The organism is Pseudomonas sp. GW823-FHT03E05, assembly GCF_058796855.1.
Window position 1 is genome coordinate 188,418 of record NZ_JBXAJB010000010.1, and the last position, 15,617, is coordinate 204,034.

A 15,617-nucleotide genomic window follows, 5' to 3' on the forward strand; every position below is an offset into this window, starting at 1 on the left:
TAACGGCATCGCAGGTCTGCGCCTGCTCAGCGATTCAATCACAACCAGCGGCTGTGGCGAGGGAGCTTGCTCCCGCGGGACAGCAAGCCCCTCCACAGCAAGCGCTTCTCTTCCTAGAAACTGTCTCCGGGCACTCGCACCCAGCCTTCCATCAGCACCCGCGCGCTGCGGCTCATGATGGCCTTGACCACCGTCCAGTCACCGCCGCTTCGGGTGGCTTCGGCGCCGACGCGCAAGGTGCCCGAGGGATGGCCGAAACGTACCGCGCTGCGCGCGCCACCACCGGCCGCCAGGTTGACCAGGGTCCCGGGGATCGCCGCCGCGGTACCTATGGCTACCGCCGCGGTGCCCATCATCGCGTGGTGCAGCTTGCCCATGGACATGGCCCGCACCAGCAGGTCGACGTCCCCGGCCTTGATCGCCTTGCCGCCGGAGGCCTGGTAGTCCGCAGGCGCGGCGACAAAGGCCACTTTCGGCGTGTGCTGGCGCTGGGCGGCTTCATCCAGGTGTTTGATCAGGCCCATGCGCAGGGCGCCATGGGCGCGGATGGTCTCGAACATCGCCAGGGCCTTGGGGTCGCCATTGATATCGCCCTGCAGCTCGGTACCGCGATAGCCGATGTCTGCCGCGTTGACGAAGATCGTCGGAATCCCGGCATTGATCAGGGTCGCCTTGAAGATGCCGACACCGGGCACTTCCAGGTCGTCCACCAGGTTGCCGGTGGGGAACATCGAACCGCCCGCACCCTCTTCCTCGGCTGCAGGGTCAAGGAACTCCAGCTGCACTTCGGCCGCTGGGAAAGTCACGCCGTCCAGCTCGAAGTCGCCGGTTTCCTGGACCTCGCCGTTGGTGATCGGCACGTGGGCGATGATGCTCTTGCCGATATTGGCCTGCCAGATGCGCACCACCGCCACGCCGTTCTGCGGAATGCGCGCCGGGTCCACCAGGCCGCTGCTGATGGCGAAGGAGCCCACTGCCGCCGAGAGGTTGCCGCAGTTGCCGCTCCAGTCGACAAAGGCCTTGTCGATGGCCACCTGGCCGAACAGGTAGTCGACGTCGTGGTCGGCCTTGATGCTCCTGGACAGGATCACCGTCTTGCTGGTGCTGGACGTGGCGCCGCCCATGCCGTCGATCTGCTTGTCATAGGGATCGGGGCTGCCGATCACCCGCAACAGCAGGGCGTCACGGGCTGCGCCCGGCAGTTGGGCCGCCTCGGGCAGGTCCTGCAGGTTGAAGAACACGCCCTTGCTGGTGCCGCCACGCATGTAGGTGGCGGGAATCTTGATCTGCGCTACGAATGCCATGAATTTCAGGTCCCGATAATGACCGGGGGCGGCGCCTTGCGGCCCGCCCCCGGTACGTTGCTTAGCTGGCTACTGCCGATTCCAGGAAGTCCTGGGCGAAGCGTTGCAGCACCCCGCCCGCCTCGTAGATCGATACCTCTTCGGCGGTGTCGAGGCGGCAGGTCACCGGCACCTCGAGCCGCTCGCCGTTCTTGCGGTTGATCACCAGGGTCAGTTGCGCCCGAGGCGTGCGCGCGCCGATCACGTCGTAGGTTTCAGTGCCGTCGATACCCAGGGTCTTGCGGTCGGTGCCCGCGAGGAACTCCAGCGGCAGCACGCCCATGCCCACCAGGTTGGTACGGTGGATGCGCTCGAAGCCTTCGGCGACGATGGCTTCCACCCCCGCCAGGCGCACGCCCTTGGCTGCCCAGTCGCGGGACGAGCCCTGGCCGTAGTCGGCACCGGCAACGATGATCAGCGGCTGCTTGCGCTGCATGTAGGTTTCGATGGCTTCCCACATCCGCGTCACTTTGCCTTCCGGCTCGATCCGCGCCAGGGAACCCTGCTTGACCTTGCCGTTTTCCTGGACCATTTCGTTGAACAGTTTCGGGTTGGCGAAGGTCGCGCGCTGAGCGGTCAAGTGGTCGCCACGGTGGGTCGCGTAGGAGTTGAAGTCCTCTTCCGGCAGGCCCATTTTCGCCAGGTACTCGCCGGCCGCGCTGCCCGCCATGATGGCGTTGGACGGCGACAGGTGGTCGGTGGTGATGTTGTCCGGCAACACCGCCAGCGGGCGCATCCCGGTCAGGCTGCGCTCACCGGCCAGGGCCCCTTCCCAGTACGGCGGACGGCGGATGTAGGTGCTCTGCGGGCGCCACTCATACAGCGGCTCGACTTTCGGGCCGGTGTCTTCGTGGATGGCGAACATCGGGATGTAGACCTTGCGGAACTGCTCCGGCTTGACCGCCGCCTTGACCATCGCATCGATCTCCTCATCGCTCGGCCAGATGTCCTTGAGGCGGATTTCCCGGCCGTTGGCTTCCAGGCCCAGCACGTCCTTTTCGATATCGAAACGGATGGTGCCGGCAATGGCGTAGGCCACCACCAGCGGCGGCGAAGCCAGGAACGCCTGCTTGGCGTAAGGGTGGATGCGCCCATCGAAGTTGCGGTTGCCCGAAAGCACGGCGGTGGCGTACAGGTCGCGGTCGATGATTTCCTTCTGGATCACCGGGTCGAGGGCACCGGACATGCCGTTGCAGGTGGTGCAGGCAAAAGCCACCACGCCAAAGCCCAGTTGCTCCAGCTCATGGCCCAGGCCGGCCTCTTCCAGGTACATGGCCACGGTTTTCGAACCCGGGGCCAGGGACGACTTGACCCATGGCTTGCGGGTCAGCCCCAGCTTGTTGGCGTTGCGCGCCAGCAGGCCGGCGGCGATCACGTTGCGCGGGTTGCTGGTGTTGGTGCAACTGGTGATGGCGGCGATGATCACCGCGCCGTCCGGCATCTGCCCCGGGGTTTCGGACCACTGCCCGGCGATGCCCTTGGCCGCCAGGTCGCTGGTGGCGACCCGGGCGTGCGGGTTGCTCGGCCCGGCCATGTTGCGTACCACCGACGACAGGTCGAACTGCAGGCCGCGCTCGTAGCGTGCGCTCTTCAGGCTGTCGGCCCAAAGGCCGGTGTGCCTGGCGTAGCTTTCGACCAAACGCACCTGCTCGTCTTCACGGCCGGTGAGCTTGAGGTAGTCGATGGTCTGCTGGTCGATGTAGAACATCGCCGCCGTGGCGCCGTATTCCGGGGCCATGTTGGAGATGGTGGCGCGGTCGCCCAGGGTCAGCGCCGCGGCACCTTCGCCAAAGAATTCCAGCCAGGCCCCCACCACTTTCTGCTTGCGCAGGAACTCGGTCAGCGCCAGCACCATGTCGGTGGCGGTGATGCCCGGCTGCAGCTTGCCGGTGAGCTCGACGCCGATGATGTCCGGCAGGCGCATCCACGAGGCGCGGCCGAGCATGACACTCTCGGCTTCCAGGCCGCCCACGCCGATGGCGATCACCCCCAGCGCATCCACGTGGGGGGTGTGGCTGTCGGTGCCGACGCAGGTATCAGGAAAGGCCACACCGTCGAGCACCTGGATCACCGGGGACATTTTCTCCAGGTTGATCTGGTGCATGATGCCGTTGCCGGGCGGGATCACGTCGACGTTCTTGAAGGCCTTCTTGGTCCAGTTGATGAAGTGGAACCGGTCTTCGTTGCGCCGGTCTTCGATGGCGCGGTTCTTGTCGAAGGCGTCCGGGTCGAAACCGCCGCACTCCACCGCCAGGGAGTGGTCGACGATCAACTGGGTCGGCACCACCGGGTTGACCAGCGCCGGGTCACCGCCCTGGTCGGCGATGGCGTCGCGCAGGCCGGCCAGGTCCACCAGTGCGGTCTGGCCAAGAATGTCGTGGCACACCACACGGGCCGGGAACCAGGGGAAGTCCAGGTCGTCGCGGCGTTCGATCAGTTGGCCGAGGGAAGCGTTGAGGGTTGCCGGATCACAACGGCGCACCAGGTTTTCCGCCAGTACGCGGGAGGTGTAGGGCAGGCTGTCGTAGGCGCCTGGCTTAAGCGCATCGACCGCCGCCCGGGCGTCGAAATAGTCCAGTTGGCTGCCGGGCAGCGTCTTGCGAAATTCACTGTTCATGGTCAGGGCTCGGTCACGGTAGTTTCAAAGGGAGCGCCTGGCACCGTGTTGAATGGGCATCTATCCCTTGCAGGAGCGAGCTTGCTCGCGATGACTGAATCAGGTCCGACATCGCTGTCGGCTGGTCCATCGCTATCGCGAGCAAGCTCGCTCCTGCAGGTGCTGCGGTGCATTCAATCAACAGTACCGGCGCCCTCCCGGTCAGCGGCGCTCGATTGGCACGAACTTGCGCTGTTCAACGCCGATGTACTCGGCGCTTGGACGGATGATGCGGTTGTTGGCACGCTGCTCGAACACGTGGGCGGCCCAGCCGGTCAGGCGCGAGCAGACGAAGATCGGTGTGAACAGCTTGGTCGGGATGCCCATGAAGTGGTACGCCGAGGCGTGGTAGAAATCGGCATTGGGGAAGAGTTTCTTCTGCTCCCACATGGTCTTGTCGATGGCTTCGGACACCGGGAACAGCACCTTGTCACCGACTTCGTCAGCCAGCTTCTGCGACCAGCCCTTGATCACCTCGTTGCGCGGGTCGCTGTCTTTGTAGATTGCATGGCCAAAGCCCATGATCTTGTCCTTGCGCTCGAGCATCCGCAGCAACTCGGCAGTCGCCTCCTCGGGGCTCTGGAAGCGCTCGATCAGCTCCATCGCCGCTTCGTTGGCGCCGCCGTGCAGCGGGCCGCGCAGCGAACCGATGGCCGCGGTGACACAGGAATAGAGGTCCGACAGGGTCGAGGCACAGACCCGGGCGGTGAAGGTGGAGGCATTGAATTCGTGCTCGGCATAGAGGATCAGCGAGACGTTCATCACCTTGACGTGCAAGTCACTGGGCTTCTTGCCATGCAGCAGGTGCAGGAAGTGGCCACCGATGGTCTGCTCGTCGCTGACGCAATTGATGCGCACGCCTTCGTGGCTGAAGCGGTACCAGTAGCACATGATCGCCGGGAAGGCCGCCAGCAGGCGGTCGGTGACGTCGTGCTGCTGGGAGAAATCCTTCTCCGGCTCGATATTGCCCAGGAACGAGCAACCGGTACGCATCACATCCATCGGATGGGCCTGGGCCGGTATGCGCTCCAGCACTTCCTTCAGCGCCTGTGGCAGGTCGCGCAGCTTGCTCAGCTTGGCGCTGTAGGCGGCCAATTGTTCCTGGGTCGGCAGGTCGCCGTACAGCAACAGGTAGGCGACTTCCTCGAACTGCGCATCGGCCGCCAGTTCGCGCACGTCATAGCCGCGGTAGGTCAACCCGGCACCGGCCTGGCCCACGGTGGACAGCGCGGTTTGCCCGGCCACCTGGCCGCGCAGACCTGCACCACTCAATACTTTTGCTTCGGCCATTGCTCTCTCCAATCTTGAATTTGTTAGGGACTTGGCAACTTCACGGGTCGGGGCTCCCCCGACAGTGCAGGAGCGAGCTTGCTCGCGATCCGGGCCCGCGCGCCCCAGCGAATCAGGGGCTGCGCGTTATCGCTGACGGCCATCGCGAGCTAGCTCGTTCCCACAGGGATTGATTCAGCCTTTCTTCTGCGCGAACAGCGCATCGAGCTTCTGCTCGAAGCTGTGGTAATCGATGCGCTCGTACAGTTCCATGCGGGTCTGCATGGTGTCGATCACATTTTGCTGGGTACCGTCGCGACGGATCGCGGTGTAGACGTTTTCTGCGGCCTTGTTCATGGCACGGAACGCCGACAGCGGGTACAGCACCAGGGAAACATCCACGGATTTCAACTGTTCGGTGGTGTACAGCGGTGTGGCGCCGAATTCGGTGATGTTGGCCAGGATCGGGGCTTTCACCCGATCGGCGAAGATCTTGTACATCTCGAGCTCGGTGATGGCTTCCGGGAACACCATGTCAGCGCCGGCCTCGATGCACGCCGCGGCGCGTTCCAGGGCCGACTCCAGGCCTTCCACCGCCAGGGCGTCGGTGCGCGCCATGATCACGAAGCTGTCGTCGGTACGGGCATCCACCGCGGCCTTGATGCGGTCGACCATTTCCTGCTGGGAAACGATCTCCTTGTTAGGGCGGTGACCGCAGCGCTTGGCGCCGACCTGGTCTTCGATATGGATCGCCGCGGCGCCGAACTTGATCATCGACTTGACGGTACGCGCCACGTTGAAGGCCGACGAACCGAAACCGGTGTCCACGTCCACCAGCAGCGGCAGGTCGCAGACGTCGGTAATACGACGCACATCAGTGAGAACGTCGTCCAGACCGGTAATGCCCAGGTCAGGCACGCCGAGGGAGCCGGCAGCGACCCCGCCGCCCGACAGGTAGATGGCCTTGAAACCGGCGCGCTTGGCCAGCAGGGCATGGTTGGCGTTGATCGCGCCGACCACTTGCAACGGCTGTTCGCTGGCGACCGCATCGCGGAAACGCTGGCCTGGAGTGCTCTTGTTGGAACTCATGACTCACCTCGTGGAGTGGCTGTCTGATGGGCGCTGTCCTGGTAGTGACGCGCGATATTGCGTTTCGAGGCGCCGATGTGGCGGCGCATCAACAACTCGGCCAGTTCGCCGTCGCGATCGGCAATGGCATCGAGAATCCGGTGGTGTTCGGCAAAGGCCTGGTGCGGGCGGTTGGGGGTCGCGGAAAACTGGATGCGGTACATGCGCACCAGTTGATACAGCTCGCCGCAGAGCATCTGCGTGAGGGTGCGGTTGCCGGCGCCCTGGATGATCCGGTAGTGGAAGTCGAAGTCCCCTTCCTGCTGGTAGTAGCCGACGCCGGCCTGGAACGCCGCATCGCGTTCGTGGGTATCGAGCACCCGGCGCAGTTCGTCGATTTCCTCGGTGGTCATGCGCTCGGCCGCCAAGCGACAGGCCATGCCTTCCAGGGACTCACGGATTTCGTAGAGTTCGATCAGCTCGGCATGGCTCAGGGACACCACCCGGGCGCCGACATGGGGCACCCGCACCAGCAGACGCTGACCTTCCAGGCGGTGGATGGCCTCGCGCAGCGGACCGCGACTGATGCCGTAGGTGCGCGCCAGCTCGGGCTCGGAGATCTTGCTGCCCGGGGCGATCTCGCCCTTGACGATGGCCGCCTGGATCCGCCGGAAGACGTTTTCGGACAGGGTTTCAGAATCGTCCTGTGCCTGCATCGGGTGTTCGAGTTGATCCAGCATATTGTCGACACCTTTAAAATCAATGAGGCAAAAATTAGCCAATACACCGAAAACAGTCAAAGGAAAAATAGAGATTGTCGACAATCGTCTAATAACCCTAAGCGCCAGGGCAAGACAAAAGGCCCGCCCCCGGCGCTGGCGCCATAAAACCAGCATGCTAGAATGCCGCCCGCATTGGCCTGTCATCTTTTTATGGCACGCATACGAGGGAGCTTGCGCAGCAATGCCGGTCGCCTTGAACTGAAGAACCCATGCCCATCAGGATCTATGAGACTCAAGGCCCTTCCCCTACTGCTCTGCCTGCTTGCCCTGCCCGGCATCAGCGCCGCCGCCGGCAAGACTGTCTACGGCTTGAATGAATACGCTCGGCTGTCCGGCATCGACCTGGAGGTCGCGGCCAAGCTCGACACCGGGGCCAAGACCGCTTCCCTGAGTGCCCGCGACATCAAGCGCTTCAAGCGCAATGGCGAGTCCTGGGTGCGTTTCTACCTGGCGATCGACGCCGCCCATTCCCATCCCATCGAACGGCCTCTGGCCCGGGTCAGCAAGATCAAGCGCCGTGCCGGCGACTACGACCCCGATGAGGACAAGAACTACACCGCACGGCCGGTCATCGCCCTGGATGTCTGCATGGGCAGCGCCTTGCGCAGTATCGAAGTGAACTTGACCGACCGCAGCGCATTCCAATACCCGCTCCTGATCGGCTCCGAAGCCCTGAAACGCTTCGATGCGCTGGTCGACCCCAGTCTTAAATACGCTGCTGGCAAACCCGCCTGCGCCACCGACGCTCATACCGCAGAGTAATTCCAATGCGCTCTCTTACCCTTCATCTGAAAGTCCTGATCGCCATCCTGGTGGTGCTGGGCATTTCGATCACGGCCTATCAGATCTTCGTGCTCGGCATTCCGGTGACCGAAGACGCTACCGACGATCTGTGGAATATCGATGCCAAGGTCGAGTTCGTCGCCAACGGCAAGGACCCGATCAAGATCCAGATGTTCGTGCCGCCCCTGAGCCGCGATTACGTGAGCCTCAACGAGAGCTTCATTTCCAACAACTACGGGGTGGCGGTTAACCGCGTCGACGGCAACCGCAAGGTCACCTGGTCGGCGCGCCGGGCCAAGGGCAACCAGACCCTGTACTACCGCCTGGTGCTGACCAAGCGCTACAGCGCCGAGAAAGCCAAGGTCAAGGGCCCGACCTTCCGTGACAGCATGGCCGTGGAAGGCCCGGAAAAGATCGCCGCCGACGCCCTGCTGGCGCCGATCCGCCAGCATTCGGCGGACGTCGAGACCTTCATCAGCGAAGCCATCAAGCGGGTCAACAACGCCAATGACGACAACGCCAAGCTGCTGCTGGCCGGCGATCCGTCCAGCACCAACAAGGCGAAGATTGTCGAGTTGCTGCTGTCCATCGCCCACGTGCCGGTGGAAAAGGTCCACACCATCCGCCTGGTGGCCGACCAGCCGCAGACCCCGGAGCTCTGGCTGCGCAGCTTCAACGGCACCGACTGGCTGTACTTCAACCCGGAAACCGGTGAGCAGGGCATGCCCAGCGACCGCCTGCTGTGGTGGACCGGCGACGACAACCTGATCACCGTCGATGGCGGCAAGAAAGCCAACGTCACCTTCAGCCTCAACAACAGCGAAATGAACGCCATTCGCCTGGCCAAGCTGACCGACGAGAACACCGACGCCAACTTCCTCGAATACTCGCTGTACGGCCTGCCGCTGCAGACCCAGCAGACCTTCATGATCATGGTGATGATCCCCATCGGCGTGCTGGTGATCCTCGTGCTGCGCAACCTGATCGGCCTGCAGACCCTCGGCACCTTCACCCCGGTGCTGATCGCCCTGGCCTTCCGCGAGACCCAGTTGGGCTTTGGCATCGTGCTGTTCACGGTGATCACCGCGCTCGGGCTGTCCTTGCGCTCCTACCTCGAACACTTGAAGTTGCAGATGCTGCCGCGACTCTCGGTGGTACTGACCTTCGTCGTGGTGCTGATCGCCGCCATCAGCCTGTTCAGCCACAAGCTGGGCCTGGAACGCGGCCTGTCGGTGGCGCTGTTCCCGATGGTGATCCTGACCATGACCATCGAACGCCTGTCCATCACCTGGGAAGAGCGCGGCGGCGGCCATGCGATGAAAGTCGCCATCGGCACCCTGTTCGCCGCCTCCCTGGCGCACCTGATCATGAGCGTGCCGGAACTCACCTACTTCGTCTTTACCTTCCCGGCGATGCTGCTGATCCTGGTGGGCTTCATGCTGGCGATGGGTCGCTACCGCGGCTACCGCCTGACGGAGCTGGTGCGTTTCAAAGCCTTCGTCAAGGCCGACTCCTGATGTTCGGCCTGTGGAAGACCTGGAAAGCCCTGGAAGCGCGGGGAATCATGGGTATCAACCGGCGTAATGCCGACTACGTGCTCAAGTACAACAAGCGCAGCCTGTACCCCATCGTCGATGACAAGATCATCACCAAGGAACGGGCGATCAAGGCCGGTATCCATGTGCCGGAACTGTACGGGGTGATCTCCACCGAGAAGGAAATCGACAAGCTCGGCGAGATCCTCAAAGGGCGCAACGACTTCGTGATCAAGCCGGCCCAGGGCGCCGGAGGTGACGGGATCATTGTGATCGCCGACCGCTTCGAGGGCCGCTATCGCACGGTGTCCGGCAAGATCATCAGCCACGAAGAGATCGAGCACCATATCTCCAGCATCCTCACCGGCCTGTACTCCCTGGGCGGCCACCGCGACCGGGCGCTGATCGAGTACCGGGTGACCCCGGACCAGATCTTCAAGAGCATCAGCTATGAAGGCGTGCCGGACATCCGCATCATCGTGCTCATGGGCTACCCGGTGATGGCCATGCTGCGCCTGCCGACCCGCCAGTCCGGGGGCAAGGCCAACCTGCACCAGGGCGCCATCGGCGTCGGGGTCGACCTGGCCACCGGCCTGACCCTGCGCGGTACCTGGCTGAACAACATCATCACCAAGCACCCGGACACCACCAACGCGGTGGACGGCGTGCAACTGCCCTACTGGGACGGCTTCATGAAGCTGGCAGCCGGCTGCTATGAGCTTTGCGGCCTGGGCTACATCGGCGTGGACATGGTGCTGGACCAGGACAAGGGCCCGCTGATTCTCGAACTCAACGCGCGGCCGGGGCTGAACATCCAGATCGCCAACGACTGCGGCCTGACCCAGCGCACCCACGCCATCGAAGCCCACCTTGAGGAGCTCAAGGCCCAGGGCATCGAGGAAAGCGTCGAGGAGCGGGTACGCTTCGCCCAGGAACTGTTTGGCCATATACCTGCCGTGGAAGGCTGATAGCGCCTGCCGCAGGGTGCGAACGGAAGGTCCTGCGGACCTTTTCGCAGCCTGCGGCAGCAGCTACAGGTCGGTGAATACGCCACGAACCGGGCAAACACCGACATCCCCTCTAGGAGCAACTCCTGCAGAGGCATACAATCGCCAACCGCGCTCCGATGGCTGATTTGCCCCGCATGTTGACCTGTTCCGTACACCCGCTCCCCTACCGCACCAACCCCGCCGAGTATTTCGCGGCAATCGAGCACGCCCCCGGCGCCGTGCTGCTGGACAGCGGCCGGCCCAGCGCCGAGCGCGGGCGCTATGACCTGCTCAGCGCCTGGCCCCTGGCGCAGTTGACCGTGGCCGCCGAAGAAAGCGGCAGGGGCTTTCTCCAGCGCCTGCGGGACAACCTGGGGCAACTGGGCCCGGCGCAACTGCCCGCTCCTTATGAATTGCCCTTCGCCGGCGGCCTGATCGGCTACCTCAGCTATGACTTCGGCCGCCATCTGGAGCGCCTGCCAAGCCAGGCCCGGGATGACCTGCAACTGCCCGATGCACGCTTTGGCCTGTATGCCTGGGCGCTGATCAACGACCACCAGGCAGGCACCAGCCAGCTGGTGTTCCACCCCAGCCTGGATGCCACCGAGCGCCAGCGCCTGATTCAACTGTTCAGCCAGCCGCTGCCCGCGTCGCAGCCGGCATTCAAGCTGACCGGCGCCATGCTGGCTGATCTGAGCGCCGAGGACTACCGCCAGGCGTTCCAGCGCATCCAGCACTACATCCAGGCCGGCGACTGCTACCAGGTGAACTTCGCCCAACGCTTTCGCGGCCAGTACCAGGGGGATCCCTGGGCGGCCTATTGCGCCCTGCGCGCCGCCTGCCCGACCCCGTTCTCGGGTTTCCAGCGGCTGCCGGAAGGCGGTGCGGTGCTGAGCCTGTCGCCGGAGCGCTTCGTCCACGTCAGCCAGGGCCGGGTGGAAACCCGCCCGATCAAAGGCACCCGCCCCCGCGGCCGGGAAGCTGCCGAAGACGCGGCCAACGCCGCCGAGCTACTGTCCAGCCCCAAGGACCGGGCGGAAAACCTGATGATCGTCGACCTGCTGCGCAACGACCTGGGGCGCACCTGCCGCATAGGCTCGGTACGGGTACCGGAGCTGTTCAGCCTGGAAAGCTACCCCAACGTGCACCACCTGGTGAGCAGCGTCACTGGCGAGCTGGCGGACGGCAAGGACGCCCTGGACCTGATCGCCGGCAGCTTTCCCGGCGGCTCGATCACCGGCGCGCCGAAGATCCGCTCGATGCAGATCATCGACGAGCTGGAACCCACGCGGCGTGCGCTGTACTGCGGTTCGCTGCTGTACCTGGACGTGCGCGGAGAAATGGACAGTTCGATCGCCATCCGCAGCCTGCTGGCCAAGGATGGGCAGATCTGTTGCTGGGGCGGCGGCGGAATAGTCGCGGATTCCGACTGGCAGGAGGAATACCAGGAATCCATCACCAAGGTGCGGGTGTTGCTGGAAACGCTGCAGGGGCTTTAGGGCCTCTTCGCCGGCAAGCCGGCTCCTACAAGCGCGCGTCGTTCTCCCACCCGTAGGAGCTGGCTTGCCAGCGAAGGCGTCGGCAGGATTTGTGAAAAATCCAAGGGTCTCTTCGCCGGCGAACCGGTTTACAGGCTCAGGGGACGATTGGAAGCCTTGATGAACTCCTGCTTCAGCTCGGCAAAGCTGTGCACCGCCGGGAACTGCGGGAACTCGCGGATCACGTTGTCCGGGGCGTGGAACAGGATGCCGGCATCCGCCTCACCGAGCATCGTCGTGTCGTTGTAGGAATCCCCCGCCGCAATCACCCGGTAGTACAGGCTCTTGAAGGCCAGCACCGACTGGCGCTTGGGGTCTTTCTGGCGCAACTGATAGCCGGTCACCCGGCCGCCGTCATCGGTGATCAGGCGGTGGCAAAGCAGGGTCGGAAAGCCCAGCTGGCGCATCAGGGGCTGGGAAAATTCATAGAAGGTGTCGGAAAGGATCACCACCTGGAAGCGCTCGCGCAGCCAGTTGACGAATTCCACCGCGCCGTCCAGTGGCTTGAGGGTGGCGATCACTTCCTGGATATCCGAAAGCTTCAGGCCGTGTTCGTCGAGAATCCGCAGGCGCTGTTTCATTAGCACGTCGTAGTCGGGAATATCCCGGGTGGTTGCCTTGAGGGATTCAATCCCGGTTTTTTCGGCAAAGGCGATCCAGATTTCCGGGACCAGTACACCTTCCAGATCGAGACAGGCAATTTCCACAAGACACTCCCATTGGTTCTGATTATTTAAATTGAGCGAGCAAAAGGACTGCCGAACTCTAGCGATTCGCCTGCACAGGCGCAACGCAGAGGAGCGCGCCAGGGCGGTGTGGATTTTGTTAAGATCGCCCCCCTATAGAGCGCACAGCGCCACCGACCTGTAGGAAACCGCCCTGATGACCCCATCGTTCGACGTCGCTGAACTCGCCGCGACCTATGCCAACAAGTCTGCCCAGGACATTCTCAAACTGGCCTTTGCCCAGTTCGGCGATGACCTGTGGATTTCCTTCAGCGGTGCCGAGGATGTGGTGCTGGTGGACATGGCCTGGAAGCTGAACAAGAACGTCAAGGTGTTCAGCCTGGATACCGGCCGCCTGCACCCGGAAACCTACCGTTTCATCGATCAGGTGCGTGAGCACTACAAGATCCAGATCGAGCTGATCTCGCCGGACCACAGCAAGCTCGAACCCTTCGTCAAGGAAAAGGGCCTGTTCAGCTTCTATAAGGACGGCCATGGCGAGTGCTGCGGTATCCGCAAGATCGAACCGCTGCGGCGCAAGCTGTCCACCGTCAGCGCCTGGGCCACCGGCCAGCGCCGTGATCAGAGCCCGGGTACCCGCAGCCAGGTGGCGGTGCTGGAAGTCGACACAGCCTTCTCCACGCCGGAGCGCACCCTGTACAAGTTCAACCCACTGGCACAAATGAGCAGCGAGGAGATCTGGGGTTACATCCGCATGCTCGAACTGCCCTACAACAGCCTGCATGAACGCGGCTTCATCAGCATCGGCTGCGAGCCCTGCACCCGCCCGGTACTGCCCAACCAGCACGAGCGCGAAGGCCGCTGGTGGTGGGAGGAAGCCACCCAGAAAGAATGCGGCTTGCACGCCGGCAACATCATCAGCAAAGCCTGACCCCCTTCCCTGCGGGCGCGCCTGAAGGACGTCCGCACTGAAAGCCAACCCGCAGCAAAACCTGTACACAAGAATGTCACCGTCGGTGCCATTTTTGTGTGCACTTCAAAGATTCCCCGCCCCAAAAGGTTACAAGCCTTTCCTGCGCCGATATCCATTGGGCGCCAAGCCGTGCCTGGCGAAAAATAAATACCTGTTCAAACGGTCAATTTTTAATCTCGTCTTTTCAGAAGGTTAGGAATAACCCATAACAAAACGAAATCAGCAGCCAATTTCATAGTCGTGAAATTGGCACAGAAGTGGCTTTAGTGGATTTATGTTTTGTATACAAAAAAACCAAAACATACATACACTAACCGTCCGCACGCCTGACCCACGACTCAAGCTGCAGATGCCCCGAACCCAGTGATTCCTCCCCTGTGACGAAGATTGTCGAGCCCCCTCGCTCAAGCACAGTCATCCAGGGCCGGAGTCAGGAGCATGCCGGAATGCGTACCAGCCCTTCCAACAACATCGCACTGGATCTGCCCTCCTCGCTGCATTCGCACAACGTCCAACAACCTGTCGCCGATGCGGCCCCCATCGCGCTCAGCCCACGCCTGCACAACCGCGACCTGGCACCGACCAAGGTCGAAGGCCGGCGCTGGGGTGGCTACAGCATCTTCGCCTTGTGGACCAACGATGTGCACAACATCGCCAACTACTCCTTCGCCATCGGCCTCTACGCCCTGGGCCTGGGCGGCTGGCAGATCCTGCTGTCCCTGGGGATAGGCGCGGCGCTGGTGTATTTCTTCATGAACCTGTCCGGCTACATGGGGCAGAAGACCGGGGTGCCGTTCCCGGTGATCAGCCGCATCAGCTTCGGCATCCATGGCGCGCAGATTCCGGCACTCATCCGGGCAGTGATCGCCATCGCCTGGTTCGGCATCCAGACCTACCTGGCCTCGGTGGTGTTTCGCGTGCTGCTCACGGCCATCCATCCGGGCTTCGCCGATTACGATCACAACTCGATCCTCGGCCTCTCGACCCTGGGCTGGGCCTGCTTCCTGGTGATCTGGCTGGTGCAACTGGCGATCCTCGCCTATGGCATGGAAATGATCCGGCGCTACGAAGCCTTCGCCGGGCCGATCATCCTGCTGACCGTGGCCTGCCTGGCCGCCTGGATGTACACCCAGGCCGACGGGCAGATCGCCTGGTCGATCCGCGAACCTCTGACCGGCAGCGAAATGTGGCGGCAGATCTTCGCCGGCGGCGCCCTGTGGCTGGCGATCTACGGCACCCTGATCCTCAACTTCTGCGACTTCGCCCGCTCCTCGCCGTGCCGCAAGACCATCAAGGTCGGCAACTTCTGGGGCCTGCCGGTGAACATCCTGGTGTTCGCCACCATCACCGTGCTGCTGTGCGGCGCGCAGTTCCAGATCAATGGCCGGGTCATCGAAAGCCCCACGGAGATCATCGCCTCGATCCCCAACACACTGTTCCTGGTCCTGGGCTGCCTGGCCTTTCTGATCGTGACCGTGGCGGTGAACATCATGGCCAACTTCGTCGCCCCGGCCTTCGTCCTCAGCAACCTGGCGCCCAAGTACCTGACCTTCCGCCGCGCCGGGCTGATCAGCGCGGCGCTGGCGGTGCTGCTCCTGCCGTGGAACCTGTACAACAGCCCGCTGGTGATCGTGTATTTCCTCTCCGGCCTGGGCGCCCTGCTCGGCCCGCTGTACGGGGTGATCATGGTGGACTACTGGATCCTGCGCAAAGCCCAGGTCAACGTGCCGCAGCTCTATAGCGAAGACCCGCAAGGCGCCTATTTCTACAGCCACGGGGTCAACCTGCGGGCAGTGGCGGCCTTTATTCCCGCGGCGCTGATCGCCATCGTGCTGGCCCTGGTGCCGGGTTTTGCCAGCGTCTCGCCATTCTCCTGGCTGATCGGCGCCGGCATCGCCGGGATGCTCTACCTGATCATCGCCAAGCGCCAACCTGGCTACGCGGACGTCAGCGGCGAAAGCATCGCCGTGGACAACGTCAGCCATTGAACCTGCC

The 15,617-nt window shown here is 63.2% G+C and carries 12 protein-coding genes; 6 read left to right on the top strand and 6 right to left on the bottom strand.

Going from position 1 to position 15,617, the window contains the following annotated elements:
* Nucleotides 1–113 precede the first annotated feature (113 nt).
* The 5 genes from prpF to AC1RCO_RS30420 form a co-directional block, all read right to left on the bottom strand.
* Nucleotides 114–1,304 (bottom strand): 2-methylaconitate cis-trans isomerase PrpF, encoded by a 1,191-nt coding sequence (prpF, locus tag AC1RCO_RS30400; RefSeq protein ID WP_492618352.1) that lies wholly within the window; start codon nt 1,302–1,304, stop codon nt 114–116.
* Between the two features lie 61 nt (nt 1,305–1,365).
* A complete protein-coding gene (acnD, locus tag AC1RCO_RS30405; RefSeq protein WP_492618353.1) occupies nt 1,366–3,960 on the bottom strand; it encodes a Fe/S-dependent 2-methylisocitrate dehydratase AcnD in 2,595 nt (864 codons plus the stop codon).
* A gap of 201 nt (nt 3,961–4,161) precedes the next feature.
* Nucleotides 4,162–5,289 carry a bifunctional 2-methylcitrate synthase/citrate synthase gene (prpC, locus tag AC1RCO_RS30410; RefSeq protein WP_011060182.1) on the bottom strand — a complete coding sequence of 376 codons (1,128 nt, stop codon included), beginning with the start codon at nt 5,287–5,289 and terminating at the stop codon, nt 4,162–4,164.
* 174 nt (nt 5,290–5,463) lie between these two features.
* Entirely contained in the window at nt 5,464–6,357 is an 894-nt protein-coding gene (gene prpB, locus AC1RCO_RS30415; RefSeq protein WP_011060181.1) for a methylisocitrate lyase, read from the bottom strand.
* Nucleotides 6,354–7,076 carry a GntR family transcriptional regulator gene (locus AC1RCO_RS30420; RefSeq protein ID WP_011060180.1) on the bottom strand — a complete coding sequence of 241 codons (723 nt, stop codon included), beginning with the start codon at nt 7,074–7,076 and terminating at the stop codon, nt 6,354–6,356. Before AC1RCO_RS30420 ends, prpB begins: the two co-directional genes overlap by 4 nt.
* A 267-nt stretch (nt 7,077–7,343) precedes the next feature.
* Here AC1RCO_RS30420 and rloA point away from each other — a divergent pair, with 267 nt between their 5' ends.
* From rloA to pabB, 4 genes are all read left to right on the top strand, one after another.
* Complete coding sequence (gene rloA / locus AC1RCO_RS30425) at nt 7,344–7,880, top strand: retropepsin-like aspartic peptidase RloA (protein WP_011060179.1); 537 nt, start codon at nt 7,344–7,346, stop codon at nt 7,878–7,880.
* A gap of 5 nt (nt 7,881–7,885) precedes the next feature.
* Nucleotides 7,886–9,418, top strand: coding sequence for an osmotic stress tolerance membrane protein RloB (gene rloB / locus AC1RCO_RS30430; protein ID WP_011060178.1), 1,533 nt, complete (start codon nt 7,886–7,888; stop codon nt 9,416–9,418).
* Nucleotides 9,418–10,404, top strand: coding sequence for an alpha-L-glutamate ligase-like protein (locus tag AC1RCO_RS30435; RefSeq protein WP_015634740.1), 987 nt, complete (start codon nt 9,418–9,420; stop codon nt 10,402–10,404). The genes rloB and AC1RCO_RS30435 overlap by 1 nt, the downstream gene beginning before the upstream one ends.
* 176 nt (nt 10,405–10,580) lie before the next feature.
* The gene (gene pabB / locus AC1RCO_RS30440; RefSeq protein WP_492618354.1) at nt 10,581–11,924 is read left to right on the top strand and encodes an aminodeoxychorismate synthase component I; all 1,344 of its coding nucleotides are present in this window, start codon (nt 10,581–10,583) and stop codon (nt 11,922–11,924) included.
* Between the two features lie 128 nt (nt 11,925–12,052).
* On the opposite strand, the gene thrH is transcribed toward pabB, so the two are convergent.
* A complete protein-coding gene (gene thrH / locus AC1RCO_RS30445; RefSeq protein ID WP_011060175.1) occupies nt 12,053–12,670 on the bottom strand; it encodes a bifunctional phosphoserine phosphatase/homoserine phosphotransferase ThrH in 618 nt (205 codons plus the stop codon).
* Nucleotides 12,671–12,845: 175 nt separating this feature from the next.
* Here thrH and AC1RCO_RS30450 point away from each other — a divergent pair, with 175 nt between their 5' ends.
* Nucleotides 12,846–13,580: a phosphoadenylyl-sulfate reductase gene (locus AC1RCO_RS30450; RefSeq protein ID WP_011060174.1), complete on the top strand. Its 735-nt coding sequence runs from the start codon at nt 12,846–12,848 to the stop codon at nt 13,578–13,580.
* 488 nt (nt 13,581–14,068) lie between these two features.
* A complete protein-coding gene (locus AC1RCO_RS30455) occupies nt 14,069–15,610 on the top strand; it encodes an NCS1 family nucleobase:cation symporter-1 (RefSeq protein WP_492618355.1) in 1,542 nt (513 codons plus the stop codon).
* The last annotated feature ends 7 nt before the right edge of the window (nt 15,611–15,617 follow it).

Excerpts from the sequence above, each read along its gene's own strand:
- prpF (WP_492618352.1), bottom strand. The coding sequence starts at position 1,304 with ATGGCATTCGTAGCGCAGATCAAGATTCCCGCCACCTACATGCGTGGC.
- acnD (WP_492618353.1), bottom strand. The coding sequence starts at position 3,960 with ATGAACAGTGAATTTCGCAAGACGCTGCCCGGCAGCCAACTGGACTAT.
- prpC (WP_011060182.1), bottom strand. The coding sequence starts at position 5,289 with ATGGCCGAAGCAAAAGTATTGAGTGGTGCAGGTCTGCGCGGCCAGGTG.
- prpB (WP_011060181.1), bottom strand. The coding sequence starts at position 6,357 with ATGAGTTCCAACAAGAGCACTCCAGGCCAGCGTTTCCGCGATGCGGTC.
- AC1RCO_RS30420 (WP_011060180.1), bottom strand. The coding sequence starts at position 7,076 with ATGCTGGATCAACTCGAACACCCGATGCAGGCACAGGACGATTCTGAA.
- rloA (WP_011060179.1), top strand. The coding sequence starts at position 7,344 with ATGAGACTCAAGGCCCTTCCCCTACTGCTCTGCCTGCTTGCCCTGCCC.
- rloB (WP_011060178.1), top strand. The coding sequence starts at position 7,886 with ATGCGCTCTCTTACCCTTCATCTGAAAGTCCTGATCGCCATCCTGGTG.
- AC1RCO_RS30435 (WP_015634740.1), top strand. The coding sequence starts at position 9,418 with ATGTTCGGCCTGTGGAAGACCTGGAAAGCCCTGGAAGCGCGGGGAATC.
- pabB (WP_492618354.1), top strand. The coding sequence starts at position 10,581 with ATGTTGACCTGTTCCGTACACCCGCTCCCCTACCGCACCAACCCCGCC.
- AC1RCO_RS30450 (WP_011060174.1), top strand. The coding sequence starts at position 12,846 with ATGACCCCATCGTTCGACGTCGCTGAACTCGCCGCGACCTATGCCAAC.
- AC1RCO_RS30455 (WP_492618355.1), top strand. The coding sequence starts at position 14,069 with ATGCGTACCAGCCCTTCCAACAACATCGCACTGGATCTGCCCTCCTCG.